Source organism: Streptomyces sp. NBC_00009, assembly GCF_045040855.1.
GTDB lineage: Bacteria > Actinomycetota > Actinomycetes > Streptomycetales > Streptomycetaceae > Streptomyces > Streptomyces aureus.
The window spans coordinates 3253356-3279916 of sequence record NZ_CP108312.1; the positions used below are offsets into that span (position 1 = coordinate 3253356).

Consider the following 26561-nt stretch of genomic DNA (forward strand, 5'->3'; position numbering starts at 1 on the left):
TACGAGGGTGCCTAGAAGAGGCCTGTCGAAGCAAAACGGAGAACGATCTGGGGTGCCCCCGACAGGGCCACTCCGATGACCGCGGTGAGCCCGATCGCCGCCGTGAGCGGGGCCGGAACCCGGTGTACCGGCTGCTCTCCCTCGGCGGGGCGGAAGAGCGTCGCGGTCCACCGAAGGTAGTAGTAGAGCGCGATCACCACGTTGACGGCCATGACCACGGCGAGCCAGCCGAGGCCCGCGTCGACGGCCGCCGAGAAGACGGTGACCTTCGCGAAGAGGCCGATGATGCCGGGCGGCAGGCCCGCGAGGGACAGCAGGAAGAAGCCGAGGACCAGCGCTGCGAGCGGCCGGGACGCGTACAGGCCGCGGTAGTCGCTGATGCGGTTCAGGGGCTTCGTGCGGGCCACGAGGGCGGCCACGGCGAAGGCACCGAGGTTCACGGCGGCGTACATGAGGGCGTACGCGACGGTGGAGCCGATGGCCTTGTCGGCGTCCTTGGAGTAGGCGGCCGCGGCGATCGGGACGAGGAGGTAGCCGGCCTGGCCCACCGAGGACCAGGCGAGCAGGCGTACCGCGCTGTACGCGCGCGTGGCCTGCTGGCGCAGGGCCGCCACGTTGCCCACGGTCATGGTGAGCGCGGCGAGCGCGGCCAGCGCCGGGCCCCACACGTCGGCGTAGGACGGGAAGGCGACGACGGTGACGAGGATGATCCCGGAGAAGCCGACCGCCTTCCCGATCACCGACAAGTAGGCGGCGACCGGGAGGGGGGCCCCTACGTAGGTGTCGGGCACCCAGAAGTGGAAGGGGGTGGCGGCGGTCTTGAACGCGAACCCGACGAGGGTGAGGGCGACGCCCGCCTGGGCCAGGGTCTGGAACTGCCCGTCGACGTGCGTCAGGGCGGTGGCGATCTTCGTGAGGTGCAGGGTGCCGGTCGTCGCGTAGACGAAGCTCACACCCAGGAGGGTCACCGTGGTCGCCGTGACCGAGGAGAGGAAGAACTTCAGGGCCGCCTCGGAGGAGCGCCTGTCGTCGCGCTTGATGCCGACGAGGGCGAACGCCGGGAGGGACGCCACTTCCAGGGCGACGACGAGGGTGGCCAGGTCCCGGGACGCGGGCAGCAGCGCGGCGCCCGCGGCGGAGGACAGGAGCAGGAACCAGAACTCTCCCTCGGGGAGCGCCCTGGGCGTGTTCTTCGCGTCCTTGATGCCGGTGATGGACAGGAGCGCGGTCAGCAGGGCGCCGGCCAGGACGAGGAACTGGATGACGAGCGTGAAGTGGTCGGCCGTGTAGCTGCACGCGGCCTGCTCGCCCTTGAGCGTCTTGAGGCAGAAGGTCGAGCGGTCGCCGTCCAGAAGGGGCAGCAGCGCGAGCGCGGCGGCGGCCAGACCCGCGACGGAGACCCAGCCGAGCAGCGCCTTCCTGCGCTCGCCGAGGAACAGGTCCGCGACGAGCACCCCGAGGGCGACGACCGCCGCGATGGTGGGCGGCGCGATCGCGAGCCAGTCGACGGACTGGACGAGGGACGCCACGGACGGCGCGGCGACGGCGGTCACTGGATGCCTCCTGCGAGGAGCTTCTGCACGGCCGGGTCGGTGAGGCCGATCAGGGCCGCGGGCCAGAGCCCGCCGACGACGGTGAGGGCGACGAGCGGGGTCCAGGCGGCGAACTCGTAGCCCTGGACGTCGGCGAGCTTCGGCGCCTCGGCCTCGTGCGGGCCCATGCAGACCCGGCGGACGACGGCGAGCATGTACGCGGCGGTGAGCAGCGTGCCGAACGCGGCGATCGCCATGAACGTGAGGAACGCGGGGCGGCTCAGGTCGGCGGCCGGCTTGAACGCGCCGAACAGGGCGAGCATCTCGCCCCAGAACCCGGCGAGGCCGGGCAGCCCGAGGGAGGCGACGGCGGCGAAGGCGAGGAGCCCGCCGAGGCGGGGCGCCTTGCCGTAGAGCGCCATGCCGCCCTGCTCGGCGAGGGTGTCGAGGTCCGTGCTGCCCGTGCGGTCCTTGAGCGCGCCGACGAGGAAGAACAGCAGGCCGGTGATGAGGCCGTGGGCGATGTTCGCGAAGAGCGCGCCGTTGACGCCGGTCGGCGACATCGTCGAGATGCCGAGCAGGACGAAGCCCATGTGTCCGACGGACGAGTACGCGATGAGGCGCTTGAGGTCGCCCTTGGCTCCGGGCCGCGCGAGGGCGAGGCAGGCCAGGGACCCGTAGATGATCCCGACGACGGCGAAGGCGGCGAGGTACGGCGCGAAGGTGTGCATGCCGTCGGGCGTCACCGGCAGCAGGATCCGCACGAACCCGTACGTGCCCATCTTGAGCAGCACGCCGGCGAGGAGGACCGAGCCGACGGTGGGCGCGGCGGTGTGGGCGTCGGGCAGCCAGCTGTGCAGCGGCCACATCGGCGTCTTGACCGCGAGCCCGATCCCGATCGCCAGAACGGCGGTGACCTGCACGGACGTGCTCAGGCCCCGGCCGTTGTCAGAGGCGAGTGCCACCATGTCGAATGTGCCGGAGTTGAGTCCGATGAGGAGGAGGCCGAGCAGCATCACGACGGAGCCGAGGAGCGTGAAGAGGATGAACTTCCAGGCGGCCTTGGCCCGTTGCTCACCGCCCCAGCGGGCGATGAGGAAGTACATCGGGATGAGGACCATCTCGAAGGCGAGGAAGAAGAGCAGCAGGTCGAGCACGGCGAAGGTCGCGAGGGTGCCGGACTCCAGGACGAGGATCAGCGCGACGAATGCCTTGGGGGACGGGCCCGCAGGCATTTTGAAGTAGGAGTACAGCGCGCAGAGGAAGGTCAGCAGCGCGGTCAGGACCAGGAGGGGGAGCGAGATGCCGTCGATGCCGAGGTGGATCCGCACGTCGAGTGCGGGGATCCAGCTGATGTCGGTCGTGGCCTGCATCTTTGACGGGTGGTCATGGTCGAAGCCGAGCGCGAGGACGATCGCGGCGATGAGGATCACGCCGGTCACGGTCACGCCGTGGCGGAGCACGGCCTGGTCCGGGGACTTCCCCTTCAGCCCGGGCGGGGCCGGGAGAAGAGCGGCGGCGGCGCCCACGAGCGGGCCGACGACGATCAGTGCGAGAAGGAACTGCATCACGGATTCGCTGATATCGATCACGGCTGCTCACGCTCCGGCGGTGGCGACGAGGACGACGGCGATCGCCAGGACGACGGTCCCTGCGAGCAGGGCGCTGAGATAGGTCTGCACGTTGCCGGTCTGGGCACGGCGGACGGCCCGGCCCAGCCAGTTGGGTACGGCGGCGGCGCCGCGCACATAGGTCTCGACGACCTCGCGGTCGAGGAAGCGGACCAGTGAGGCCGCGGCCGTGACCGGCCGGACGAACAGGGCCGCGTAGACGGCGTCCAGGTGGAAGCCGGTGGCCGCGTGGCGGTGCAGCGGGCCGAGCAGGAGACGGCCCGGGTCCGCCGGATCGGGGGCGTAGGCGATGTCCCCGTACGCGGCCGCGTGGGTCGCGATGGCCTCGGCCTCGACGACGCTGCCGTCCGCGTCGGGGTGGGCGGCTACGGCGCCGAGCGGGGCGCCCGCGGCGAGGGCCGTGGTGTGGCGCCAGGCCGCGTAGGTGACGAGCCCGCCGACGAGGGCGACGCCCGTGCCGAGGACGGAGGTGGTGAGGGTCGGGGCCAGCGAACGGCCGTCGAACCAGTCGGGCACGACGCCGACGGTGAGACCGAAGGCGAGCGAGGGGATCGCCAGGACCCACAGGACGGCGTTCATCGCGAGGGGCTGCTTGCCGTGGTCCGGGGCCTCGGCGCCGTGGCCCCGGAAGACCAGGAGCCAAAGGCGCGTGGCGTACGCGGCGGTGAGCAGGGCCGTGAGAAGGCCGGACACGAGAACGATCCAGCCCGCCGAGGACGGGATCGCCTCGGCGTGGCCGGTGGCGGCGTGCTCGGCGGAGCCGAGGACGGCCTCCTTCGAGAAGAAGCCGCTGAACGGCGGGATCGCGGCGAGCGCGAGGAGCGCCACGGTCATCGTCCAGTAGGCGTCGGGGACGCGGTCGCGCAGGCCCTTCATACGGGACATGGCGGCGAGCGAGTTGGTGCCGGCGGCGTGGATGACCACGCCCGCCCCGAGGAACAGCAGCGCCTTGAAGGCGCCGTGCGACAGGAGGTGGAAGACGGCGGCGCCGCGGTCGCCGACGGCGAGGGCGCCGGTCATGTAGCCGAGCTGGCCGATCGTCGAGTACGCGAGGACGCGCTTGATGTCGTCCTGCGCGAGGGCGGCGAGCGCCGAGCCGGTCATCGTGACGGCGGCCATGACGGCGAGGACGACCAGGGCGGCGCCGGAGGCGGCGAAGACGGGGAGGAGCCGGGCGACGAAGTAGACACCGGCGGCGACCATCGTCGCGGCGTGGATCAGCGCGGAGACCGGCGTGGGGCCGGCCATCGCGTCGGGCAGCCAGGTGTGCAGCGGGAACTGCGCGGACTTGCCCGCCACTCCCGCGAGGAGCAGCAGCGCGATCAGCGTGGGGTGGTCGAGGCCGCCGCTCGCGACGGCGCCGAGGACCGTCGTGATGCGGAAGGACCCGGCGTCCACGGCGAGCGCGAACAGGCCGATCAGGAAGGGGACGTCGCCGAGCTTCGTGACCAGGAACGCCTTGAGGGACGCGGCGCGCGCCTCCGGTGTCTCCCAGTAGTGGCCGACGAGGAAGTACGAGCAGATGCCCATGACTTCCCAGCCGACGAGCAGCACCATCAGGTCGCCCGAGTAGACGACGAGAAGCATCGCGGAGGTGAAGAGGGAGACGAGCGCGGCGTACGACGGGTAGCGCGGGTCGTCGCGCAGGTAGGCCGTCGAGTAGATCTGCACGCACGACGCGACGACGCAGACCAGGACGGCGACGAGGGCGGCGAAGCCGTCGATGTGCAGGGCGAGCTCGATGGGGACCGAGCCCGTCGGGGTGAGTTCGGTGGCCGCGTCGATGCTCCGGCCGCCGCCCTGCCGCACGGCGACAAGGACGGTGAGGGCGAGCGCCGCGAGGGTCGGCAGCACGGCGAGGGGCCGTACGAAGCCGGGCGCGGTGCGGCCCAGGAGCAGTCCCGCCGCGGCGGCGAGGAACGGGAGGAGGGGGACGAGTACGGCGAGGGTCGTGGTCGTCACGCGGTGGCCTCGGCCTTCTCGTCCGTAACCGCCTCGGCGCCGGCGTCCGGTGCGGAGCCGTCGGGGGCGGAGCCGTCGGGTCCGCCGTCGTCCGGGGACTCGGCGGTGTCACGGAGCTTGTCGATGTCGGAGGTGCCGCGACCGCGGTACACGGCGAGCACGATCGCGAGGCCGATGCCGATCTCGGCCGCGGCGATGGCGATGGTGAACAGGGTCAGCGCCTGGCCGGAGTGGAGGGTGTCCCGGGCCGCCTTGCTGAGCCAGACATCGAAGGCGACGAGGTTGAGGTTGACGGCGTTGAGCATCAGCTCGACGGACATCAGGACCAGGATCGCGTTGCGGCGGGCCAGCACTCCGTACAGGCCCGTGCAGAAGAGCAGCGAGGAGAGGACGGCGGGGTAGGCGAGGTGCATCAGCGGTTCCCCTCCCGGGCCTTGGTGTTCGTGTCCTGCGCCTTGGTGTTCGCGTCCTGTGCCCTGGTGGTCCTGCGGGACAGGACGATCGCGCCGACGAGGGCCGCGAGCAGCAGGACCGAGAGCGCCTCGAAGGGCAGCACCCAGTGCTGGAAGAGGATCGATCCGGTCACCGCGGTGGTGCCCTGGGGTGCGCCGTCGAGGTCGACCCAGGTGGTGCGGAAGGCGTCCACGACGACCCAGACGAGGGCGGCGGCCGCGGCGACGGCGACGGTCAGCGCGGCCCACCGGTTGCCCGAGTCGGCGTCCGGGGAGCGGCCGATGGGCGCCCTCGTGAGCATCAGTCCGAACAGGAGGAGGACGACGACGGAGCCGACGTAGATGAGGACCTGCATCCAGGCGATGAACTCGGCGGTGAGCAGCAGGTACTCGACGGCGAGGCCGCCGAGGGCGACGACCAGCCACAGGGCCGCGTGCACCAGCTGCTTGGTGGTGACGGTGACGATCGCGGCGCCGAAGGTGACCAGGCCGACGAGGAGGAACGCGATCTCGACGCCGGTCGGCGAGAGGAATCCGTGGGTCTGCGTGGCCGCGGCGGCGGCCGCTGCGATGGGGGTCACGCGGGTCCCTCCTCTCCGGGTGCGGGTTCGCCGGGTGCGGGTTCTTCTGCGGCGGCGGCCTGCGCGGCGGCCAGCTTGTCGGCGGCCTTCCGGGCGGCGGCGAGTTCCTTGGGTTCCTCGGCCGCCGGGTCGAGCGCGGGCGGGGCCGGGACCGTCCACATCCACTCGCGGAGCCGGTCGCGCTCGTGGGTGAGTTCGTGGATGTCCGTCTCCGCGTACTCGAACTCCGGGGACCAGAACAGCGCGTCGAAAGGACACACCTCGATGCAGATACCGCAGTACATGCACAGGGCGAAGTCGATGGCGAAGCGGTCGAGGACGTTGCGGCTGCGCTCGCGGCCGCCCTCGACGGCGGCCGGCACCGTCTCCTTGTGGGAGTCGATGTAGATGCACCAGTCGGGGCACTCGCGGGCGCACAGCATGCAGACCGTGCAGTTCTCCTCGAACAGGCCGATGACGCCACGGGTGCGCGGCGGCAGTTCGGGCTGGACGTCCGGGTACTGCGCGGTGACGGTCTTACGCGTCATGGTGCGGAGGGTGACGGCGAGGCCCTTGGCCAGACCTGAGCCGGGAATGGGAGCCATTAGTTGATCGCCACCTTCACGATTCCGGTGAGCGCGATCTGCGCGAGGGCGAGCGGGACGAGGAAGGTCCAGGAGAGCTTCTGGAGCTGGTCCTCGCGGAGACGGGGGTAGGTGACGCGCAGCCAGATCACGACGAACGCGAGGACGGCCGCCTTCAGCAGCGTCCAGACCCAGCCGAGGCCGTCGGCGCCCCACGGCCCGTGCCAGCCGCCCAGGAACAGGACGGTGGTGAGGCCGCACAGGACGACGATCCCGGCGTACTCGGCGAGCAGGAACAGAGCGAAGCGCAGGCCCGTGTACTCGGTGTACGCGCCGAAGATGATCTCGGAGTCGGCGACCGGCATGTCGAAGGGCGGGCGCTGGAGTTCGGCGAGGCCCGCCACGAAGAAGACGAGGGCGCCGACGATCTGCCACGGCACCCACCACCACTCGAACGCGTCGACGATGCCGGGCAGCGAGACGGTACCGGCGGCCATCGCGACCGAGGCGGCGGCGAGCAGCATCGGCAGTTCGTAGGCGAGAAGCTGCGCGGCGGTGCGCAGGCCGCCCAGGAGGGAGAACTTGTTGGCCGACGCCCAGCCCGCCATGAGCGAGCCGAGCACTCCGACGCCCATGACGGCGAGTACGAAGAAGATGCCGGCGTCGACGACCTGGCCGACCGCGCCCTCGCTCGGGCCGATGGGAATGGCGAGCAGGACGAGGAGGTACGGCAGGAGGGCGACGGCGGGCGCGAGCTGGAAGATGCGGCGGTCCGCGTCGGCGGGGACGACGTCTTCCTTCTGCGCGAACTTCACGCCGTCGGCGACGAGCTGGGCCCACCCGTGGAAGCCGCCCGCGTACATGGGGCCGAGGCGGCCCTGCATGTGCGCCATCACCTTGTGCTCGGTCTGGCCGACGACAAGGGGCAGAACGAGGAAGGCGACGAAGACGACGATGAGCCGCAGAGCGACGTCGAGAACGTCGTTCACTCCGTTCCTCCTGAGGGGGTTTCGGGGGCTTCGGGGGTGGCGTCCGGGGTTCCGGAGGTAGCCGGGGCATCCGGGGTTCCGGAGGTAGCCGGGGCGTCCGGGGTTCCGGAGGTAGCCGGGGCGTCCGGTGCGTCCGGGGTTCCGGAGGTGGCCGGGGCATCCGGCGCGTCCGGGCTTCCGGAGGTAGCCGGGGCATCCGGTGTTTCAGGCGTGGGCTCCTCCGGCGCGGCCGGTTTCGGCTCGTCGAAGGCCGGGCGGGCGTGGTGCCAGGGCGCGTCGCCGGTGGCACCGGACTTGCCCGCGGCGTCCGGCTTCGGCGCCGCGGGAGTCTCGGGCGCCGCGGGAGTCTTAGGCGCCGCGGGAGTCTTAGGCGCCGCAGGGCTCTCAGGTGCCGCAGGGGTCTCAGGTGTTGTCGGCGCCTCAGGAGTTGTCGGCGTCTGCGAAGCCGACCCCTGCGACGCGCTCCGCGAGCGCCTCGGCGGCGCGGCAGCCGCCGCATCCGTGCCGGCCGGGGCGGCCGGGGCGGCCTGACTGGCCGAACCCTCCCCCGCCGTGCGCGTCCGCCGCACCGGACGTTCGCCCGCCGCGCGGCCCGCGCCACGGGCCGGGCGGGCCGGGGCGGGCGGAAGCTGGCCCTTCAGCGGGCCCCACTCGTTCGGGTCCGGAACACCCGGCGGCAGCATCTGCCGCCGCTTCGGCCCCCCGTGCTCGGACTCCCCCGGCTCCTTGGCCCCCGGCCACGCCTTCACGACCCGCGCCGCGAGCACGAAGTCCTTGCGCAGGGGATGGCCCTCGAAGCCGTCGGGGAGGAGGAGCGGCACCAGGTGCGGGTGGCCCTCGAAGCGGACGCCGAACATCTCGTGCGTCTCTCGCTCGTGCCAGCCCGCGCCCGCGTACACGTCGACCGCGGTGGCCAGGACGGGGGCGTCGTGCGGCACGGTCGTGCGCAGGAGCAGTCGGCGTACGGGAGACAGGGCGACGACGTGCGCGCAGACGCGGAAACCGGTGCCGGGCTCGTCGACCGCGCTCAGCCAGTCGAAGTAGGTGCAGCCCAGCGTGGTGCGGGCCGTTTCGAGGGCGGCGATCCACGTGGCCGCGGGAACGTCGACGGTGAGGACCTCGTACGACTCCTCGGCCGTGGCGTCCGGGCCGAAGAGCTCCTCGACGGGTCGGGGCAGCCAGCCGGTCACCGCTCTCCCTCCCCGGAGTCGTCGCGCGTCGGGACCGGCGGCTTCACGAGGCCGCTGCTGAGGGCGGCCGCCGAGGGCCGTCCCGCCGCCGCGTCGGCGCCGTAGCGCTCGCCGAGCGACTCGCGCGCGATCTTCTCCTGAAGCTTGAGGATGCCCTGGAGCAGCGCCTCCGGCCGGGGCGGGCACCCGGGCACGTACACATCGACCGGGATGATCTGGTCGACGCCCTTGGTGACCGAGTACGAGTCCCAGTACGGGCCGCCGCAGTTGGAGCAGGCGCCGAACGAGATCACGTACTTGGGCTCGGGCATCTGCTCGTACAGGCGCTTCACGGCCGGGGCCATCTTGTCCGTGACCGTGCCGGAGACGACCATCAGGTCGGCCTGGCGCGGGCCTGGCGCGAAGGGGATGACGCCGAGGCGGATGAAGTCGTGCCGCGCCATGGACGCCGCGATGAACTCGATGGCGCAGCAGGCCAGGCCGAAGTTGAAGACCCAGAGCGAGTAGCGGCGGCCCCAGTTGAGGATCACCTTCATCGGCTCGGGGGCCAGGCGGGACAGCACACCCAGCTTCTTCGGGCTGACAGGCTCCGGCAGGAGCACCGGCTCCGAGGGGGGCAGGTCCGGGGTCACGTCCATGTCAGGACGCCCTTCTTGTATGCGTACAGCAGGCCCACGGCGAGGAAGCCGAGGAAGATGAACATCTCCACGAGCGTCGCCGCGCCGAACTGCGGATCGGCGAAGACGGTCGCCCACGGGAAGAGGAAGATCGAGTCGACGGCGAAGATGACGTAGAGGAACGCGTAGACGTAGTAGCGGACCTGAGTGTGGGCCCAGCCTTCACCTACGGGGTCGACTCCGCACTCGTACGTCAGGAGTTTCTCGGGGGTCGGGACCACCGGCCTCAGCAGCCGCCCCGCGCCGAAGGCGACGGCCACGAACAGGACGCCCACGACGGCGATTGCGCCGACTACAGAGTACGTCTGGAAGTAGCCCGCGGCGACGATGGTCGATTCCGGCACGTCCGCCCCTCGCTCCGTGGTGTTCGACGATCTGTACGCACGGGAGTCTAGGGCCTGTTAAAGAGACGGTAAGCAGGCGTCCAGGGTTGAGGTGGGGTTATCCCCCGTCGGGTCCGGCAGCCCGCCTCATGGCGCCTCGGCGCCCGGCCGGGCACGCTGGCGCATATGACCGCTCGCATCGTCACCACAGAGCCGGACGTGGACCGTCCGCCGGCCCCGCGCTTCGCCTTCGACCGGCACACCTGGAAGGAGATCGCTTATCTCCTCAGCAATCTGCCGATCGCCGTGCTCGGCTTCGTCTATGTCGTGACGATGCTGGCCACCGGCGTCGGCCTGGCCGTGACGGTGATCGGTCTGCCCGTGCTTGCGGCCGGTCTGCTCGGCGCGCGTCAGCTCGGGAAGGCGGAGCGGGGGCGGGCCCGCGCGCTGCTCGGGCTGCGCATCGAGGAGCCGAGCCCGCTGCCGCGCAGCCGCGACGAGGGCTTCTTCGGCCGGCTGTGGTCCGGCCTGAAGGACCCGGTGGGCTGGCGGGCGGTGCTCTACGAGTTCATACGGCTGCCGTGGGGTGTGCTCACGTTCGCCATCACGCTGACCGGGCTCTTCGTGCTGTGGCCGGTCCTCCCGTTCATCGTGCGGGGCCTGGCCAACGCGGACCGGGCGATGGCGCGGGCACTCCTGTCGCCGTCGGACGAGCTGGAGCGGCGGATCGCCGAGCTGGAGTCGGACCGCGGCGTCGTCGTCGACACGGCCGCCGCCGACCTGCGCCGCATCGAACGCGACCTGCACGACGGCGCACAGGCCCGCCTGGTCAACCTCGCGATGGGCCTCGGCCTCGCGAAGGAGAAGCTCCTCGAGGACCCGGACGCCGCTGCCGCCATGGTCGACGAGGCACACGGCGAGGTGAAGCTGGCGCTTCAGGAACTGCGGGATCTGGCCCGCGGCATCCACCCGGCGGTCCTCACCGACCGCGGCCTGGACGCGGCGCTCTCCTCCGTGGCCTCGCGCTGCACGGTTCCGGTGAAGGTCACGGCGGACCTGCCTCAGCGGCCCGCCGCGGCGATCGAGGGCATCGCGTACTTCACGGTGTCCGAGCTGCTGCAGAACGTCAGCAAGCACAGCGGGGCGCGGTCGGCGTCGGTCGACGTGTGGCGCTCCGCGGACCGGCTGCTGATCCAGGTGCAGGACGACGGACGCGGCGGCGCGAGCCTCGACAAGGGCACGGGCCTGTCGGGCCTCGCGGACCGGCTCGGCGCGGTGGACGGCCTGTTCGTCGTGGACTCGCCGGAGGGCGGCCCGACGACGGTGACCGCGGAGCTGCCCTGGCGCGACCGCACACCTGCCTGAGAGGCACCGCGGGGGTAGGGAAAACCCCCGGTCCAAGACGCCGACCGGCTCCATGGCCGCGAGGCGCCGCCGCGAGGAGTCTGGAAGTACCAGGCGGACGAGCAGAACGGACGGACCCCACCGATGATCACGCCCACGCAGTACGGACAGGGACACGGCTACCGCGACGACGCGGTGGCCGGGGAACGGCGTCACCGTCTCCCGGCCGGGCTGCGCGCGCCGTTCGAGGCCCGTACGTTCCGCGAGCTCGGCTATCTGCTCCTGAGCCTCCCGCTCAGCATCATCACGTTCGTGTACGCGGTGACGATGGTGTCGCTCGGCGCCGGGCTGCTGATCACGTTCCTCGGCATCCCGGTGCTGGCCGCCGCCCTCGCCGGGGCGCGCGGGTTCGCCTCGATGGAGCGGGCCAGGGCGCGCGCGCTCCTCGGCATCGACGTAGGCACGCCGGGTCCGCTGCGGCCCCGCACCCACGGCCCGATGGCGTGGATGGGTGCCCTCCTCAAGAGCGGCGAGTCGTGGCGCAACCTGCTGTACACGGTCGTGCACTTCCCGTGGGCGGTCTTCGCGTTCAACGTCGCGCTGGTCTTCTGGACGGTGGGCTGGTCTCTGCTCACGTATCCGCTGTGGCAGTGGGTCTTCCCCATGTACGCCGGCCAGGGCGGGATCCAGCTCTACGGCGACGGCGCGCACAACATCTACCTGGACAACCCCTTCGAGATCACGGTCACCGCGGCGGTCGGCCTGCTGATCACGCTCGCGACGCCGTGGATCATCAGGGCGCTGGCCTCCGTGGACCGGGCGCTGGTGAGCGGGCTGCTCGGCCCGTCGCGGCTCGGCGCGCGGGTCGTGGAGCTGGAGTCGGACCGCGGCGTCGTCGTCGACACGGCCGCCGCCGACCTGCGCCGCATCGAGCGCGACCTGCACGACGGCGCACAGGCCCGCCTGGTCAACCTCGCGATGGATCTGGGGCTCGCCAAGGAGAAGCTGACGGAGGACCCGCAGGAGGCGGCGCGCATGGTGGACGAGGCGCACGGCGAGGTGAAGACGGCGCTCCAGGAACTGCGGGATCTGGCCCGCGGCATCCACCCGGCCATCCTGACCGACCGCGGCCTGGACGCGGCCCTGTCCTCCGTGGCCTCCCGCTGCACGGTCCCGGTGCAGGTCGAGGTCGATCTGCCCGCGCGGCCCGCGCCGGCCATCGAGGGCATCGCCTACTTCACGGTCGGCGAGCTCCTGCAGAACGTCAGCAAGCACAGCCGGGCGACCCGCGCCACGGTCGACGTGTGGCGGGTCGAGGACCGGCTGATGCTCCAGGTGACGGACAACGGCGTGGGCGGCGCCGACGCCTCCGCCGGCTCCGGGCTCGCCGGGCTCGCCGAGCGGCTCGACGCTGTCGACGGGATCCTCCTGGTGGACTCGCCGACGGCGGGCCCGACCCGGATCACGGCGGAACTGCCGTGGCGGCGCGCCTGACGACCGGCGCCCGCGTGTGCGGTGCACCCCTTCCCGGGGCGCACCGCACACGCGTGTCCTCCCTCTTCCCGGCCAATCCCGGCGCCACGGCCCAGGACCGTCCGGATGCTGGGATGCTGGTGACTGTTGAACGGGTGGGACGGGCTGTGGGGGCCGAGAAACGTGGAGGACAGAGTGCGAGTGGTCATCGCCGAGGATTCAGTGCTGCTCAGGGAGGGCCTGACCCGGTTGCTGACCGACCGCGGGCACGACGTGGTGGCGGGCGTGGGTGACGGGGACGCACTGGTCAAGACCATCACCGACCTGGCCGCGCAGGACGCGCTGCCGGACGTCGTGGTCGCCGACGTGCGGATGCCGCCGACCCACACGGACGAGGGCGTGCGCGCCGCGGTCCTGCTGCGCAAGCAGCACCCGGGGCTCGGGGTGCTGGTCCTTTCGCAGTACGTGGAGGAGCAGTACGCGACCGAACTGCTCGCCGGTTCCAGCCACGGCGTGGGCTATCTGCTCAAGGACCGGGTGGCCGAGGTGCGCGAGTTCGTGGACGCGGTCGTGCGGGTGGCGCAGGGCGGTACGGCGCTCGACCCCGAGGTGGTGGCCCAGCTCCTGGGGCGCAGCCGCAAACAGGACGTGCTGGCGGGGCTGACCCCGCGTGAGCGCGAGGTGCTCGGCCTGATGGCCGAGGGGCGGACGAACTCGGCGATCGCGCGTCAACTGGTCGTGAGCGACGGCGCGGTGGAGAAGCACGTCAGCAATATCTTCCTGAAGCTGGGGCTGTCCCCGAGTGACGGGGATCACCGGCGCGTTCTGGCGGTGCTCACCTACCTGAACTCGTGACGGCCTGACACCCTGTCAGATATGGCGGGAATCGGTCGGCGGACTCCAGGACACTCCGGGTCGGCTTCAGGGCCGACTCCGGGTCGGCTTCAGGGCCCCGCTCCGGGGTCGGCCCCGGGGTCGACCCTGAACCGGCCCTAGAACCAAAGGATGAGTGGGCGCGTCTTCGAACAGGGGGCCATGGGGGTGGGTAAATCATGACAAACAAGGTCATCAGGGTGTCTCATTGTCGCGTCCACCATGCGAACCATCCAGGGAAGGCGACCCTTACCGACGTAGGGTGGGCCATGGAGAGGCCGGTCGGCCGGCCGCTCCCGCAGAGCCGCCTCGAGGGAGGTCCAGTTCAGTGACCAGCCAGGTCAGTAGCCAGGCCGAGCAGGCAGATGACGCAGTGGTCGGAGAGCAGCGCAAACAGGCGAACGGCAAAGACGTACGGCGTCTGGACCGGGTGATCATCCGGTTTGCGGGTGACTCGGGCGATGGTATGCAGCTGACGGGTGACCGGTTCACTTCGGAGACGGCGTCGTTCGGAAACGACCTCTCCACGCTGCCGAACTTCCCCGCCGAGATCCGCGCGCCCGCAGGTACCCTGCCGGGCGTTTCCTCTTTCCAGCTGCACTTCGCCGACCACGACATCCTCACCCCGGGCGACGCGCCGAACGTGCTGGTGGCGATGAACCCGGCCGCCCTGAAGGCGAACATCGCGGATGTGCCGCGCGGCGCGGAGATCATCGTCAACACGGACGAGTTCACCAAACGGGCGATGCAGAAGGTCGGTTACGCGACCTCCCCGCTGGAGGACGGCTCCCTGGACGGCTACAGCGTCCACCCGGTGCCGCTGACGGCCCTGACGGTCGAGGCGCTCAAGGAGTTCGAGCTGTCCCGCAAGGACGCGGGCCGCTCGAAGAACATGTTCGCGCTCGGCCTGCTCTCGTGGATGTACCACCGGCCCACCGAGGGCACGGAGAAGTTCCTCAAGTCGAAGTTCGCGAAGAAGCCGCAGATCGCCGAGGCCAACATCGCCGCCTTCCGCGCGGGCTGGAACTTCGGCGAGACCACCGAGGACTTCGCCGTCTCCTACGAGGTTGCCCCGGCTGCGTCCGCGTTCCCGACGGGTACGTACCGCAACATCTCCGGGAACCTGGCCCTGTCCTACGGCCTGATCGCCGCCTCCCGGCAGGCGGACCTGCCGCTCTACCTGGGCTCGTATCCGATCACCCCGGCCTCGGACATCCTGCACGAGCTGTCCAAGCACAAGAACTTCGGTGTGCGCACGTTCCAGGCCGAGGACGAGATCGCGGGCATCGGCGCGGCGCTGGGCGCGGCGTTCGGCGGTTCCCTGGCGGTGACCACGACATCGGGCCCCGGTGTGGCGCTGAAGTCGGAGACGATCGGCCTGGCCGTGAGTCTCGAACTGCCGCTCCTCGTCGTGGACATCCAGCGCGGCGGCCCGTCCACCGGCCTGCCGACGAAGACGGAGCAGGCGGACCTGCTGCAGGCGATGTACGGCCGCAACGGTGAGGCGCCGGTCCCGGTGGTCGCGCCGAGGACGCCCGCCGACTGCTTCGACGCGGCGATCGAGGCGGCCCGCATCGCGATCACCTACCGCACCCCGGTCTTCCTCCTCTCCGACGGCTACCTGGCCAACGGGTCGGAGCCGTGGCGCATCCCCGAGATCGACCAACTCCCCGACCTGCGCACCCAGTTCGCCTCCGGCCCGAATCACACCGAGGCCGACGGCACCGAGGTGTTCTGGCCCTACAAGCGCGATGCGAAGACTTTGGCCCGTCCGTGGGCGATCCCGGGCACGCCGGGTCTTGAGCACCGTATCGGCGGGATCGAGAAGCAGGACGGCACGGGCAACATTTCCTACGACCCGGCCAACCACGAGTTCATGGTCCGCACCCGGCAGGCGAAGATCGACGGTATCGAGGTCCCGGACCTGGAGGTCGACGACGTCTCCGGTGAGGCCAACACCCTGGTCCTCGGCTGGGGTTCGACGTATGGACCCATCACCGCCGCCGTACGCCGGCTGCGCACCGCCGGCGAGCTCATCGCGCAGGCTCATCTGCGGCATCTGAACCCGTTCCCGCGGAATCTGGGCGAGGTCCTGGGGCGTTACGACAAGGTGGTGATTCCCGAGATGAACCTCGGCCAGCTCGCCACCCTCATCCGGGCCAGGTATCTGGTGGACGCCCGCTCCTACAACCAGGTCAACGGCATGCCGTTCAAGGCTGAGCAGCTCGCCACGGCTCTCAAGGAGGCCATCCATGGCTGACACCGGCACGAAAGGCACGGGCACGATCGAGGCGCTCTCGCTGGTACCCAAGGCCGAGGCCGAGCAGTCCATGAAGGACTTCAAGTCGGACCAGGAGGTGCGCTGGTGCCCGGGTTGTGGTGACTACGCGATCCTGGCCGCCGTGCAGGGCTTCATGCCGGAGCTCGGGCTGGCGAAGGAGAACATCGTCTTCGTCTCGGGCATCGGCTGCTCGTCCCGCTTCCCGTACTACATGAACACCTACGGGATGCACTCCATCCACGGCCGCGCCCCGGCCATCGCGACCGGTCTGGCCTCCAGCCGGCGGGACCTGTCGGTGTGGGTGGTCACCGGTGACGGCGACGCGCTGTCCATCGGCGGCAACCACCTCATCCACGCCCTGCGCCGCAACGTGAACCTGAAGATCCTCCTCTTCAACAACCGGATCTACGGGCTGACCAAGGGCCAGTACTCGCCCACCTCCGAGGTCGGCAAGATCACCAAGTCGACGCCGATGGGCTCCCTCGACGCCCCCTTCAACCCGGTGTCCCTCGCGCTCGGCGCGGAGGCCTCGTTCGTGGCCCGCACCGTCGACTCCGACCGCAAACACCTCACCGACGTGCTGCGGCAGGCGGCCGCCCACCCCGGCACGGCCCTGGTGGAGATCTACCAGAACTGCAACATCTTCAACGACGGCGCCTTCGAAGTCCTCAAAGACAAGCAGCAGGCCGAGGAGGCGGTGATCCGCCTCGAACACGGGCAGCCGATCCGCTTCGGCACCGGCCTCGCCAAGGGCGTCGTGCGGGACTCCCAGACCGGTGACCTGGAGGTCGTCGACGTGAGCGAGGACAACCAGTCACAGATCCTCGTCCACGACGCGCACGCGGCCTCGCCCACCACCGCGTTCGCCCTGTCCCGCCTGGCCGACCCGCACACCCTGCACCACACACCCATCGGCGTCTTCCGCTCCACCGAGCGGCCCGTCTACGACGTGCAGATGTCCGACCAGCTCGACGAAGCGATCGAACAGAACGGGAAGGGCGACCTGGCCGCGCTGCTGGCCGGCGGCGACACCTGGACCGTGGTCGGTTAGGCGGACCGCCCGACGACACAGCCCGCGCCCCTTAGGGGGCGCGGGTTTCGTCGTATGCCGCTCTGGCCTCCGTCACCGCTTCCATGCGGCGCTCCGTCCACATCGCGAGCGTTCTCACCCGTTCCGCCGCCTCGCGGCCGAGATCGGTGAGCGAGTAGTCCACGCGTGGCGGGATGACCGGCTTCGCATCGCGGTGCACCATGCCGTCGCGCTCCAGGGTCTGGAGTGTCTGCGTGAGCATCTTCTCGCTGACGTTCCTCTCGCTGACGCGGCCGATCTCGCGGCGCAGCTCGCTGAAGCGGTACGAGCGCTCCTCCAGGGCGATCAGGACGAGGACGCCCCAGCGGCTGGTGACGTGTTCGAGCACGAGCCGGTACGGGCACAGCTCTTCGCTGTCGGTGCCCCACTTACTTACTGCCATGGCAGTACCTTACTTCAAAGTGGGTACTTTCCAATAGTTAGCGCCCGGCGTAGGCTCAGCGCCATAACCAGTAGCTAAGGGAGATTTCAGACATGAGCATCGTCGTCACCGGAGCCACCGGACACCTCGGCCGTCTCGTCATCGACGGCCTCCTCGCCGCCGGCGTCCCGGCGGAGCGCATCGCCGCCGTCGTCCGCGACAAGGAGAAGGCCGCCGGCCTCGCCGCCCGGGGCGTCGAGCTGCGGATCGCCGACTACAGCGCGCCCGAGACACTGACCGGAGCCTTCGCCGCCGGGGACCGGGTCCTGCTGATCTCCGGCAGCGAGGTCGGGCAGCGCGTGCCGCAGCACCGGGCCGTGATCGACACCGCGAAGGGCGCGGGCGTCGCCCTGCTCGCGTACACGGGCGTCCTCGGCGGGCCCGACGCCGACTTCGATCTGGCGGCCGAGCACAAGGTGACCGAGCAGGCGATCCTCGACTCCGGCCTGCCGTACACGTTCCTGCGCAACGGCTGGTACCACGAGAACTACACCGAGCGCCTGGCCCCGGTCCTGGAGCACGGTGCCGTCGTCGCCTCCGCGGGCGAGGGCCGGATCGCCTCCGCCTCTCGCGCCGACTACGCCGCCGCCGCGGTCGCCGTCCTGACCGGCGAGGGCCACGAGAACAAGGCGTACGAGCTGAGCGGCGACGTCGCCTGGTCCTTCGCCGAGTACGCCGCCGAGCTGTCGAAGCAGACCGGCAGGACGATCGCGTACAACGCCGTCACGCCCGAGCAGAACAGGGAGATCCTGCTCGGCGCGGGTCTGCCCGCGCCGTTCGCCGACATCCTCGTGGGCGTCGACACCGCCATCGAGCAGGGCCTGCTCGCCGCCACCGGCGGCGACCTGTCCCGGCTGACCGGCCGCCCCACCACCCCGCTCGCGGACGCGATCAAGGCCGCGCTCGCCTAGCAGCGGGCGATCTCCCACCCGCACGGATGCCCCGTCATGACCGTATAGAGATACGGACATGACAGCCGGTGCCCCGCGGCGCTACCTTCATGGGTGGCCGCCACGGGGCGTCCGCGCGTGTGGAGGAGGGGCCGTGGAGGCTGGGCAGTCGAGAAGCGAACAGCGCACAGGACTGTTGAACGGCATCGCGGCCTACGGAATGTGGGGCCTGGTGCCCCTGTTCTGGCCCCTGCTCAAGCCCGCCGGCGCCGGTGAGATCCTCGCCCACCGCATGGTGTGGTCGCTGGCCGTGGTCGGCGTCGCCCTGCTCTTCGTACGCCGCTGGGCCTGGGCCGGTGAGCTGATGCGCAACCCGCGCAGGCTGGCACTCGTCACCGTCGCCGCGGCCGTCATCACGGTCAACTGGGGCGTCTACATATGGGCCGTGAACGCGGGCCATGTCGTCGAGGCCTCACTCGGCTACTTCATCAATCCGCTGGTCACCATAGCCATGGGCGTCCTGCTCCTGGGCGAGCGGCTGCGGCCCGCGCAGTGGGCGGCGGTCGGCGTCGGCCTCGCCGCGGTCCTCGTCCTCGCCTTCGGATACGGGCAGCCGCCCTGGATCTCCCTCTGCCTCGCCTTCTCCTTCGCCACGTACGGCCTGGTGAAGAAGAAGGTCAACCTCGGCGGCCTGGAGTCGCTCGCCGCCGAGACCGCGATCCAGTTCGTGCCCGCGCTCGCCTATCTGCTGTGGATCGGCGCGCAGGGCGAGTCCACCTTCGGCAACGGCGCGGGCCACGCCACGCTGCTCGCGGCGACGGGCCTGGTCACCGCGATCCCCCTGGTCTGCTTCGGCGCCGCCGCCATCCGCGTACCGCTGTCGACGCTGGGGCTGCTCCAGTACCTGGCGCCGGTCTTCCAGTTCCTGCTCGGCATCCTGTACTTCCACGAGGCGATGCCCGCCGAACGCTGGGCGGGCTTCGCTCTCGTGTGGGTGGCGCTCACGCTCCTGACGTGGGACGCGCTGCGGACGGCCCGGCGGGGGCGGATCGCGCTTGCCGAGCAGGAGGCGCGGGCGACGGCTCCGGAGACGGTGCCGGAGACGGTGCCGGAGTCGACGACGAATCCCCGGACACAGGCCCAGCCGCAGACCCAGCCGCTGACCCAGCCGCAGTCGGATCCGCAGACGGATCCGCGGCGCGAGCCGGCCGCCTGATCCCGCGCGCCGACACGAGCGCGCCCAGCGTCACCATCACCACTGGCACCACGAGGGCCGCGCGGAAGGCGGAGAGCGTGTCCGCCGCGCCGGCCCCCTTCGAGGCGAGCCCGTACACCGCGGTCACCGCCGAGATGCCGAGCGCCGAACCGAACTGCGTCGAGGTGTGGAGCAGCCCGCCCGCGAGCCCCTGCTCCTCCTCCGCGACCCCGTCCGTCGCCGCGATGGTCAGCGGACCGTAGGCGAGCGCGAACGCGGTCCCGGCGATGATCAAGGTCGGGAACATGGCGGCGTACGTCCAGTCCAGGCCGACCGGCAGGAAGAGCCCGTACGCGAGGATCGCGAGCAGGAAGCCGCCGAGGACGACGCGCGCGTTGCCGAAGCGTTCGACCAGGCGCGGGGTGAGCGTCGGCGCGAGGACCGCGTCGCAGCCCATCACGACGAGCGCGATCGCCGTCTGCAGGGACGACCAGCCCCGCAGCTCCTGGAGGTACAGGGTCAGCACGAACTGGAAACCGAAGAAGGCGCCGACGAACAGCAGCGCCCCCAGGTCGGCGCGGACCACCGTCCCCGTACGGAAGATGCCGAGCCGCACGAGAGGCGCCGCGCTGCGCCGCTCCACGGCCACGAAGACACCCACGAGTGCGAGCCCCAGGGCGACGGCGGCGGCCGTCAGCGGCCAGCCCGCGAGCCCGTGTTCGAGCCGCACGACGCCGTAGGCGACGAGGAGCATGGCGCCCGCGGCGGCGGCCGCTCCGGCCACGTCGAACCCGCCGCCCCGCCGGTCGGGCGCGGCCTGCGCGGGGATCAGCCGCACCGCGGCGGCCAGGATCGCCCCGGCGAGCAGTACGGGCGCGAAGAACACCCACCGCCAGCCGAGTTCGGTCAGCAGCCCGCCGATGACGAGCCCGAGGGAGAAGCCGCCCGCGGCCGTTCCCGCGAAGACGAGGAGCGCCTTGTTGCGCTGCGGCCCCTCGGCGTACGAGGTGGTGATGAGCGACAGCGCGGCCGGCGTCATGAACGCGGCGGAGACCCCGGTGACGAAGCGCGCGACGATCAGCATCCACCCCTCGGTCGCGAAGCCGCCGAGCCCGGAGAAGGCCAGGAAGACGGCCAGCCAGAACAGGAACATCCTGCGCCGCCCGAGCAGATCGGCCGCCCGGCCGCCGAGCAGCGTGAATCCGGCGTAGCCGAGGACGTACGCGCTCATGACCCACGCGGCCGTGTCGGTGCCGAGCGCCAGATCGGACCGGATCGAGGGGATCGCGACGGCGAGCATGGCGACGTCGATGCCCTCCAGGAAGATCGTTCCGCAGAGGACCAGCAGCAGTGCCCAGGCGCGAGTGCCCATGACGGGTCGGCTCCTCAAGTCGCTTGAAGGGAAGGGTGGTTACGCGACGGAGGGTCGGTTCCCTCTTGTAACCACCCCGATCCTGCGGCAGCATCGACGGGCATGGAAGAAGGCACTTCGAAGTCACCGAGTAACTGCGCGAGCACCGTCTCCGGCACCGAACACGGCGACCCGGACCCCTTCCAGTGGGACACCCGCGAGGGCTGTGAGGTGCGCCAGATCCTCGACCGGGTCGCCGACAAGTGGTCCCTGCTCGTCATCGCGCTCCTCGAACACCGCCGGCTGCGTTTCACGCAGCTGCGCCGCGAGATCGACGGGATCAGTCAGCGGATGCTGACGGTCACGCTGCGGCAGCTGGAGCGGGACGGCCTGGTGGAGCGGACGGTGTACCCGGTGGTGCCGCCCCGGGTCGAGTACGAGCTGACGGCACTTGGTGGCACGCTGCACGAGACGATCCGGTCCCTGGTGACCTGGACCGAGCGCCACCAGGGCGAGATCGCCGCGGCCCGCGCCGCGTACGACACCCGGGCGGAGGAGGAGGCGGCCGGAGCGGCGGTCGGCGCGAGCACGCCGTGACCCCCCGGGCCCCGGCGAACCCCCTGGACGGAATTACTTGCGTGTGCATAAACTGCACGTGCAGGTAATCGGCGCGACCAACCGACCCCGGAGTGCCCCATGTCCCGCACGTTCCTCTTCCTGCTCGGCAGCAGCCGCGGCGAAGGCAACACCGAGATCCTGGCCCGCAAGGCCGCCGAGCAGCTCTCCCCCGAGGTCGGGCAGCGCTGGATCGACCTCACCGCGCACCCCCTCCCCGACTTCGAGGACCTGCGCCACGACAGCGACCACACCCGGCCCACCGGCGACAACACGGCGCTGCTCCTGGACGCGACCCTCGAAGCCACCGACATCGTCATCGCGTCGCCGCTGTACTGGTACTCCCTCTCGGCCCCCACCAAGCGCTACCTCGACTACTGGTCGGGCTGGCTGCGTACCCCCGGCATCGACTTCAAGGCGAGCCTCGAAGGGCGCACCCTGTGGGGCGTGACGGCGCTCGCCCACGAGGAGCAAGTCGTCGCGGACCCCCTGGTCGGCACGCTGCGCAACTCGGCCGCGTACATGGGCATGCGCTTCGGCGGCGTCCTGCTCGGCAACGGCAGCAAGCCCGGCGACGTGCTCAAGGACGAGGAGGCGCTACTGCGCGCCAAGACGTTCTTCGCACCCGAACGGCAGCCGGAGATCGCCCGCTTCCCGTACGAGGTGCAGTAGCACGGCAGTTGGTCACGCCGTGATGTCCTTCGCCGCGAAGCGCGCCCACGCCGCCGAGCCGAACACAGCCGCGTACAGCCCCTGGAGGCCCAGGTTCTTGAACAGATCGTCCCAGTAGACCGGCTCGCGCATCATGGCCCGATGGATTGGGCGGTAGACATGGAGGACAATGGGAAGGCGATCTTCCGTCGACGCCAGGCAATCCCCTGACCGGAATGATCCGTATATACGGATATGAAGTGTTCCGGGCTCCCAGTAGGCCGCCTTCCGGACGAGGCTCTGCTGTCCGGACTGGCTACCGGCGACCCAGAACTCGCGGTTGCTTTCGTACGGCGGTTCCAGCACACGGTTTTCGGCGTCGCCGTCGCTGTCCTCGGTGATCCGCAGCTCGCCGAGGACATCGCCCAGCAGACGTTCGAGCGCGCGTGGCGGCACGCACAGATCTATGACTCCCGCCGCGGTTCGGTGACGACCTGGCTGACGACCATTGCGCACAACCTCGCCATCGACGCCGTCCGGTCGCGTCGGCCGGAGCCGCTCGCACCCGAAGATCTCGACGCGCTCCTCGGTGTCGTGACCCAGACTCCCGAGCAGTTCGCGCTCGCGGATGAGGCGTCGTCCAGGCTGCGGGCCGCCGTGGCACGACTGCCGCGCGAGCAGGGCCGTGCCCTGGTGATGGCGGGCATCTACGGAATGACGGCTCAGCAAATCGCCGACAAGGAGAAGATCCCTCTGGGCACGGCCAAGACGCGGATCAGGACAGCGATGGGGAGACTGCGGACCACGCTCACGTCTCCGAAGCGAGGCGACGATGTCTAAGGACGTGACCTGCGAAAAGCTGCAGGAGATCGGTGCCGAGCTGGCTCTGGGCGTTCTCCCGGGCCGGGAGCGGGCCGAGGCTGTCGCGCATCTGGACCGGTGCGCGGACTGCCGGGAGTACATCGGGCAGCTGACCCTCGTCGGCGACGGGCTGGTCGGCCTGCTGCCGGGCAGCGAGCCGCCGGTCGGGTTCGAGACCCGGGTGGCGCGGTCGCTGGCCCAGGCCGCGGCGGCGCACGACGGTCGTCGGCACGCGCGCAGGCAAGGCCGCGTGCGCAAGGGGTTCCGCGGACGGGTTCGGCTGCGGGTCGCGTCCGCCGCTGCCGCCCTCGCGCTCGCCGCCGGGTTCGGCGGCTGGGCCGTCGGCACGGTCGTCGAGAACGCGGCCGCCCCGTCGCGGCCCGCCGCGGTCGGGACGGGAGTGATGGCCGCGGATCTGATGACACCCGGCGCCCAGGGCCACTCGGCCGGTAAGGTCTTCGCCCGTTCCGGATCGCCGGGCTGGGTGTATATGGCCCTCGATCTCAACGACGCCGGGATCACGTACAGCGGGAAGGTCACCTGTCTGCTGGAGCGGACGGACGGCACAACCGTGCGCGTGGGCACTTTCGCCCTGCACGACGGCTACGCCTCCTGGGAAGTCCCGATACCGGTGGACCCGTCCACGCTGTCCGGCGCTCGCCTGACCTCCGCCGACGGCACCGTCCTGGCCACCGCGCACTTCGAAGAGGCGACATAGTCCTGGCTGCGCCCCGTCGGACCGGTGACGTGACGGCCCCGGCGCGCCCCCGCAGATCCGTCATGCCTGTGGCACATGGCGTCGCTGCCACGGCAGAGCCGCGTCGAAGGCGTCGGCGAGTTCCCCGATGGTGGGCCGGGCTGCCGGATCGGGCCGCAGGCAGCCGTCGATGACCGTGGCGAGGTCCCGCGGCAGGCGTCGGCGGGACCCGATCGGCGGGGCAGGTTCCTCGAGCTGCGGATACCAGTCGTCCCGGCCGGTCGTGTCGTCCCCGGTCCCGGTCCCGTATCCAGCCTCTGCCCCCGTCTCTGCCCCCTCCTCGTCCACGGTCTCACCGCAGTCGTATGGCAGGTCGCCGGTGGCGACCTCGTACAACGTGACACCGATGCCCCATGCGTCGGCGGCGGCCGTCAGCGGCCCGCCGCGCGCCTGCTCGGGTGCGAGATAGCAGAACGTGCCGACGCCCGCGGGAGCGATGCCGGGCGGCCGTGCGACGCTCAGGTCGAGCACCTTGGCGTGCCCGCAGTCGACCACGACGTTGGACGGCTTGAGGTCGAGGTGCAGCAGGCCCTGACCATGGAGGTAGTGCATCGCGGAACACAGGTGCACGCCGAGGAGGGCCACGTCCTCGGCGGCCGGCCGGCGCCGCAACCGGTGGATGAGGTGGGACAGCGTCTCACCGGTCAGGGTTTCCAGTACGACGAGCGGCTCGGGGAACTCGAATGTGTCGTACGCGCGGACCAGGTGCGGATGGGTGAAGGCCCGAAGCCAGCGGCCCTCACGCAGCAGCCGGTCACCCAGTCGTTCCTCGTGGCGGCGGTCGGGGCGGACGACCTTGACGACGCACCGGCAGTCCCGTTCCTCGCTCCAGGCGTCGTACAGGTCGAGCCAGCCGGTCCGCGCCAGGTGCGCCAGGATCTCGTAGCCCGGCGCGGGTTTCGTCCCGGGGATCAGGGGCGGAGGCGGTGGTGCGGTGGCCCGGCTCATGACCGCACCTTCCCGGTGCGCGGGGAGGCGGCGAAGGCGCTGTGGTCGGCCACCGCGTTCAGGCGGTGCAGCTGGGCGTAGGTCCCGCCGTGCGCCAGCAGGTCTTCGTGTGTGCCGCGCTCGACCACCCGCCCGTTGTCGAGCACGACGATGCGGGTGGCGTCGCGCACGGTGAGCAGATTGTGCGAGATGACGATGGTGGTCCGCCCGGCCATGAGCCGGCGCAGCGGTTCCATGATCCGCCGACCCGACCGGGCGTCCAGCCCGGTGGTCGGTTCGTCGAGCAGGAGCACGGGAGCGTTCCTGATCATCGCGCGGGCGATCGCGAGGCGCTGGCACTGCCCACCGGACAGCGTCCGGCCGTGCTGGCCCACCACGGTGTCGTAGCCCTCCGGAAGCAGCCGGATGAACTCGTCGGCGTCGGCGGCGCGGGCCGCGGCGACGATGTCCGCCTTCGTCGCCTCCGGGCGGCCGTAGGCGATGTTCTCCCGCACGGTGCCGTGGAAGACCAGCGTCTCCTGCAGGACCACCGCGACGCTTTCCCGCACCTCGGACAGCCACAGGTCTCTGAGGTCGGTTCCGTCGATGCGGACCGTGCCCTGATCCGGGTCGTAGAAGCGCAGCTGCAGCTTCGCGACGGTGGACTTGCCGGCGCCGCTCGCCCCGACCAGCGCCAGCGTCTCGCCGGGCGCCGCTCGGAACGACACGCCTGCGAGTGCCCACCGGGACGTGCCCGGATAGCGGAAGGAGACGCCCTCGAACTCCACATCTCCGCGGGCACGCCCGAGCCGCCGGGCTCCGGCGGCCTCGACGACCTGGGGGCGCTGGTCGAGCAACTCGATGATCCGCTCGGCGGAGGCGGACGCCGCGTAGAACGTGTTGCTGAGGCGGGACAGATCGCGGAGCGGACCGTAGAGCTTGCTGATCAGCGCGAGGAAGACCAGCAAGCCACCCAGCGTGAGCTGCCCCTGCGCCAGCTTCCACGTACCCAGCGCCATGACGGCCAGCGCGCCGGTCACCTCGATGATCTCGACGATCGGCCCGTAGACGGCGCGGATCCGTGCCGACGTCATCGCCGCCCGGAACTTGCCCACGCTCTCGCGCTCGAACCGGCGCTCCTCCCAGCCCTGCCGGTTGTACGCCTGTACCAATGCAACGTTGCCGAGCGACTCCTCGGCGATCGCGCTGAGCGAACCGCTCCGGCGTCTGCGCTCCCGTGACGCGCCTTTGATCAGCCGGGAGAAGTGGCGGGCCGCACTCCAGAACAGCGGCACGATGACGAGCGCGAGGAGGGTCAGATCCCACTGCAGGTAGAAGAGCAGACCGAGGAAGACGCCCACCTCGACCACGTAATAGAGGGCGTTCGCCACGCCCGACAGGAGGAACGTCTCGACCGCGTCGACATCGCCCGTGACACGCGACAGCACATCCCCCAGCCGCCGTCGTTCGAAGAACCCCAGCGAGAGGCTCTGGACATGCCGGAACACGTCCGCCCGCAGAGCCAGCAGGAATCGCTCACTGACCCAGGTGGACGTCACGTCGTCGGCGAAGCCCAGCACGCCGGAACCGATGATGAGCCCCAGGTAGGCGAGCGCGATCCAGAGGAACGGGCTCAGATCGTGCGGGACGAGCACGTCGTCCACCACGATCTTGAAAATCCAGACCTCGGCCCCGTCGAGCACGGGCCCGATCAGGCTGAAGCACAGGAGGACGACCAGCCAGCGCCTGCCCCCGCGTGTATACGGCCAGAAACGCCGGAAGACCCCGCTCAGGGGCACCGGTGGTGCGGCAGCGACGACGGCATCGGAATCCTCACCCACCGACAGCAGACGCCGCAGGACATGCCGGGGGACACGCGCCATGGCAATGGGTTCCTAGAAGATCGCGGACTCAGCGGACCGGAGTTGCCGG

General features: G+C 70.9%; 24 protein-coding genes and 2 pseudogenes. 11 read left to right on the forward strand and 15 right to left on the reverse strand.

What is annotated here, in order from left to right:
• Positions 1-11: 11 nt before the first annotated feature.
• The 10 genes from OHA58_RS14500 to OHA58_RS14545 are packed head-to-tail and all read right to left on the reverse strand — an operon-like array spanning position 12 to position 9921.
• Complete coding sequence (locus OHA58_RS14500) at positions 12-1553, reverse strand: NADH-quinone oxidoreductase subunit N (protein ID WP_405479057.1); 1542 nt, start codon at positions 1551-1553, stop codon at positions 12-14.
• Positions 1550-3124 carry a NuoM family protein gene (locus tag OHA58_RS14505; RefSeq protein WP_405479058.1) on the reverse strand — a complete coding sequence of 525 codons (1575 nt, stop codon included), beginning with the start codon at positions 3122-3124 and terminating at the stop codon, positions 1550-1552. The genes OHA58_RS14500 and OHA58_RS14505 overlap by 4 nt, the downstream gene beginning before the upstream one ends.
• A gap of 6 nt (positions 3125-3130) precedes the next feature.
• A complete protein-coding gene (locus OHA58_RS14510) occupies positions 3131-5125 on the reverse strand; it encodes an NADH-quinone oxidoreductase subunit L (RefSeq protein ID WP_405479059.1) in 1995 nt (664 codons plus the stop codon).
• The gene (gene nuoK / locus OHA58_RS14515) at positions 5122-5538 is read right to left on the reverse strand and encodes an NADH-quinone oxidoreductase subunit NuoK (RefSeq protein ID WP_116511162.1); all 417 of its coding nucleotides are present in this window, start codon (positions 5536-5538) and stop codon (positions 5122-5124) included. Before nuoK ends, OHA58_RS14510 begins: the two co-directional genes overlap by 4 nt.
• Positions 5538-6158, reverse strand: a complete 621-nt coding sequence (locus OHA58_RS14520; protein WP_405479060.1) for an NADH-quinone oxidoreductase subunit J — start codon at positions 6156-6158, stop codon at positions 5538-5540. Before OHA58_RS14520 ends, nuoK begins: the two co-directional genes overlap by 1 nt.
• Positions 6155-6742 (reverse strand): NuoI/complex I 23 kDa subunit family protein, encoded by a 588-nt coding sequence (locus OHA58_RS14525; protein WP_405479061.1) that lies wholly within the window; start codon positions 6740-6742, stop codon positions 6155-6157. The genes OHA58_RS14520 and OHA58_RS14525 overlap by 4 nt, the downstream gene beginning before the upstream one ends.
• A complete protein-coding gene (locus OHA58_RS14530) occupies positions 6742-7710 on the reverse strand; it encodes an NADH-quinone oxidoreductase subunit H (protein ID WP_405479062.1) in 969 nt (322 codons plus the stop codon). The genes OHA58_RS14525 and OHA58_RS14530 overlap by 1 nt, the downstream gene beginning before the upstream one ends.
• Positions 7707-8900 (reverse strand): NADH-quinone oxidoreductase subunit C, encoded by a 1194-nt coding sequence (locus tag OHA58_RS14535; RefSeq protein WP_405479063.1) that lies wholly within the window; start codon positions 8898-8900, stop codon positions 7707-7709. Before OHA58_RS14535 ends, OHA58_RS14530 begins: the two co-directional genes overlap by 4 nt.
• A complete protein-coding gene (locus OHA58_RS14540) occupies positions 8897-9538 on the reverse strand; it encodes an NADH-quinone oxidoreductase subunit B (protein ID WP_405479064.1) in 642 nt (213 codons plus the stop codon). The genes OHA58_RS14535 and OHA58_RS14540 overlap by 4 nt, the downstream gene beginning before the upstream one ends.
• Entirely contained in the window at positions 9529-9921 is a 393-nt protein-coding gene (locus OHA58_RS14545; RefSeq protein ID WP_329571295.1) for an NADH-quinone oxidoreductase subunit A, read from the reverse strand. Before OHA58_RS14545 ends, OHA58_RS14540 begins: the two co-directional genes overlap by 10 nt.
• 165 nt (positions 9922-10086) lie before the next feature.
• On the opposite strand from OHA58_RS14545, the gene OHA58_RS14550 reads away from it, so the two are divergent.
• The 5 genes from OHA58_RS14550 to OHA58_RS14570 all read left to right on the forward strand — a co-directional run bounded on the left by OHA58_RS14550 (position 10087) and on the right by OHA58_RS14570 (position 16922).
• Positions 10087-11265, forward strand: a complete 1179-nt coding sequence (locus OHA58_RS14550) for a sensor histidine kinase (protein WP_405479065.1) — start codon at positions 10087-10089, stop codon at positions 11263-11265.
• Positions 11266-11388: 123 nt separating this feature from the next.
• Positions 11389-12738, forward strand: a complete 1350-nt coding sequence (locus tag OHA58_RS14555) for a sensor histidine kinase (protein WP_405479066.1) — start codon at positions 11389-11391, stop codon at positions 12736-12738.
• A gap of 174 nt (positions 12739-12912) precedes the next feature.
• A complete protein-coding gene (locus OHA58_RS14560) occupies positions 12913-13572 on the forward strand; it encodes a response regulator transcription factor (protein WP_276314690.1) in 660 nt (219 codons plus the stop codon).
• 346 nt (positions 13573-13918) lie between these two features.
• Complete coding sequence (locus OHA58_RS14565) at positions 13919-15850, forward strand: 2-oxoacid:acceptor oxidoreductase subunit alpha (protein WP_405479067.1); 1932 nt, start codon at positions 13919-13921, stop codon at positions 15848-15850.
• On the forward strand, positions 15843-16922 hold the full coding sequence (locus OHA58_RS14570; protein WP_405479068.1) for a 2-oxoacid:ferredoxin oxidoreductase subunit beta: 1080 nt from the start codon (positions 15843-15845) through the stop codon (positions 16920-16922). Before OHA58_RS14565 ends, OHA58_RS14570 begins: the two co-directional genes overlap by 8 nt.
• Positions 16923-16953: 31 nt before the next feature.
• Here the strand turns inward: OHA58_RS14570 and OHA58_RS14575 are convergent, their stop codons facing one another.
• Positions 16954-17343 (reverse strand): winged helix-turn-helix transcriptional regulator, encoded by a 390-nt coding sequence (locus OHA58_RS14575; protein WP_405479069.1) that lies wholly within the window; start codon positions 17341-17343, stop codon positions 16954-16956.
• Positions 17344-17435: 92 nt separating this feature from the next.
• Here OHA58_RS14575 and OHA58_RS14580 point away from each other — a divergent pair, with 92 nt between their 5' ends.
• Positions 17436-18293 carry an SDR family oxidoreductase gene (locus OHA58_RS14580; RefSeq protein WP_405479070.1) on the forward strand — a complete coding sequence of 286 codons (858 nt, stop codon included), beginning with the start codon at positions 17436-17438 and terminating at the stop codon, positions 18291-18293.
• A 199-nt stretch (positions 18294-18492) separates the two neighbouring features.
• A complete protein-coding gene (gene rarD, locus OHA58_RS14585; RefSeq protein ID WP_405484973.1) occupies positions 18493-19488 on the forward strand; it encodes an EamA family transporter RarD in 996 nt (331 codons plus the stop codon).
• On the opposite strand, the pseudogene OHA58_RS14590 reads toward rarD, so the two are convergent.
• Positions 19409-20839: pseudogene (locus OHA58_RS14590) on the reverse strand (MFS transporter); the annotation flags it as partial. The gene rarD and the pseudogene OHA58_RS14590 overlap by 80 nt on opposite strands.
• 102 nt (positions 20840-20941) lie before the next feature.
• Between OHA58_RS14590 and OHA58_RS14595 the strand changes: the two are divergent.
• Together OHA58_RS14595 and OHA58_RS14600 are read left to right on the forward strand one after the other, a co-directional pair.
• Complete coding sequence (locus tag OHA58_RS14595; protein ID WP_405479071.1) at positions 20942-21415, forward strand: winged helix-turn-helix transcriptional regulator; 474 nt, start codon at positions 20942-20944, stop codon at positions 21413-21415.
• A gap of 99 nt (positions 21416-21514) precedes the next feature.
• Complete coding sequence (locus OHA58_RS14600) at positions 21515-22105, forward strand: flavodoxin family protein (protein ID WP_405479072.1); 591 nt, start codon at positions 21515-21517, stop codon at positions 22103-22105.
• Positions 22106-22117: 12 nt separating this feature from the next.
• Here OHA58_RS14600 and OHA58_RS14605 read toward each other — a convergent pair.
• Positions 22118-22240, reverse strand: a pseudogene (locus tag OHA58_RS14605) (ABC transporter permease); the annotation flags it as partial.
• Positions 22241-22339: 99 nt separating this feature from the next.
• On the opposite strand from OHA58_RS14605, the gene OHA58_RS14610 reads away from it, so the two are divergent.
• Together OHA58_RS14610 and OHA58_RS14615 are read left to right on the forward strand one after the other, a co-directional pair.
• Positions 22340-22924 carry an RNA polymerase sigma factor gene (locus tag OHA58_RS14610; RefSeq protein WP_405479073.1) on the forward strand — a complete coding sequence of 195 codons (585 nt, stop codon included), beginning with the start codon at positions 22340-22342 and terminating at the stop codon, positions 22922-22924.
• Complete coding sequence (locus OHA58_RS14615; RefSeq protein ID WP_405479074.1) at positions 22917-23663, forward strand: hypothetical protein; 747 nt, start codon at positions 22917-22919, stop codon at positions 23661-23663. Before OHA58_RS14610 ends, OHA58_RS14615 begins: the two co-directional genes overlap by 8 nt.
• A gap of 60 nt (positions 23664-23723) precedes the next feature.
• Here OHA58_RS14615 and OHA58_RS14620 read toward each other — a convergent pair whose 3' ends face one another.
• Both OHA58_RS14620 and OHA58_RS14625 read right to left on the reverse strand, forming a co-directional pair.
• Positions 23724-24650, reverse strand: a complete 927-nt coding sequence (locus OHA58_RS14620) for a serine/threonine-protein kinase (protein WP_405479075.1) — start codon at positions 24648-24650, stop codon at positions 23724-23726.
• Positions 24647-26512, reverse strand: a complete 1866-nt coding sequence (locus tag OHA58_RS14625) for an ABC transporter ATP-binding protein (RefSeq protein ID WP_405479076.1) — start codon at positions 26510-26512, stop codon at positions 24647-24649. Before OHA58_RS14625 ends, OHA58_RS14620 begins: the two co-directional genes overlap by 4 nt.
• Positions 26513-26561 lie beyond the last annotated feature (49 nt).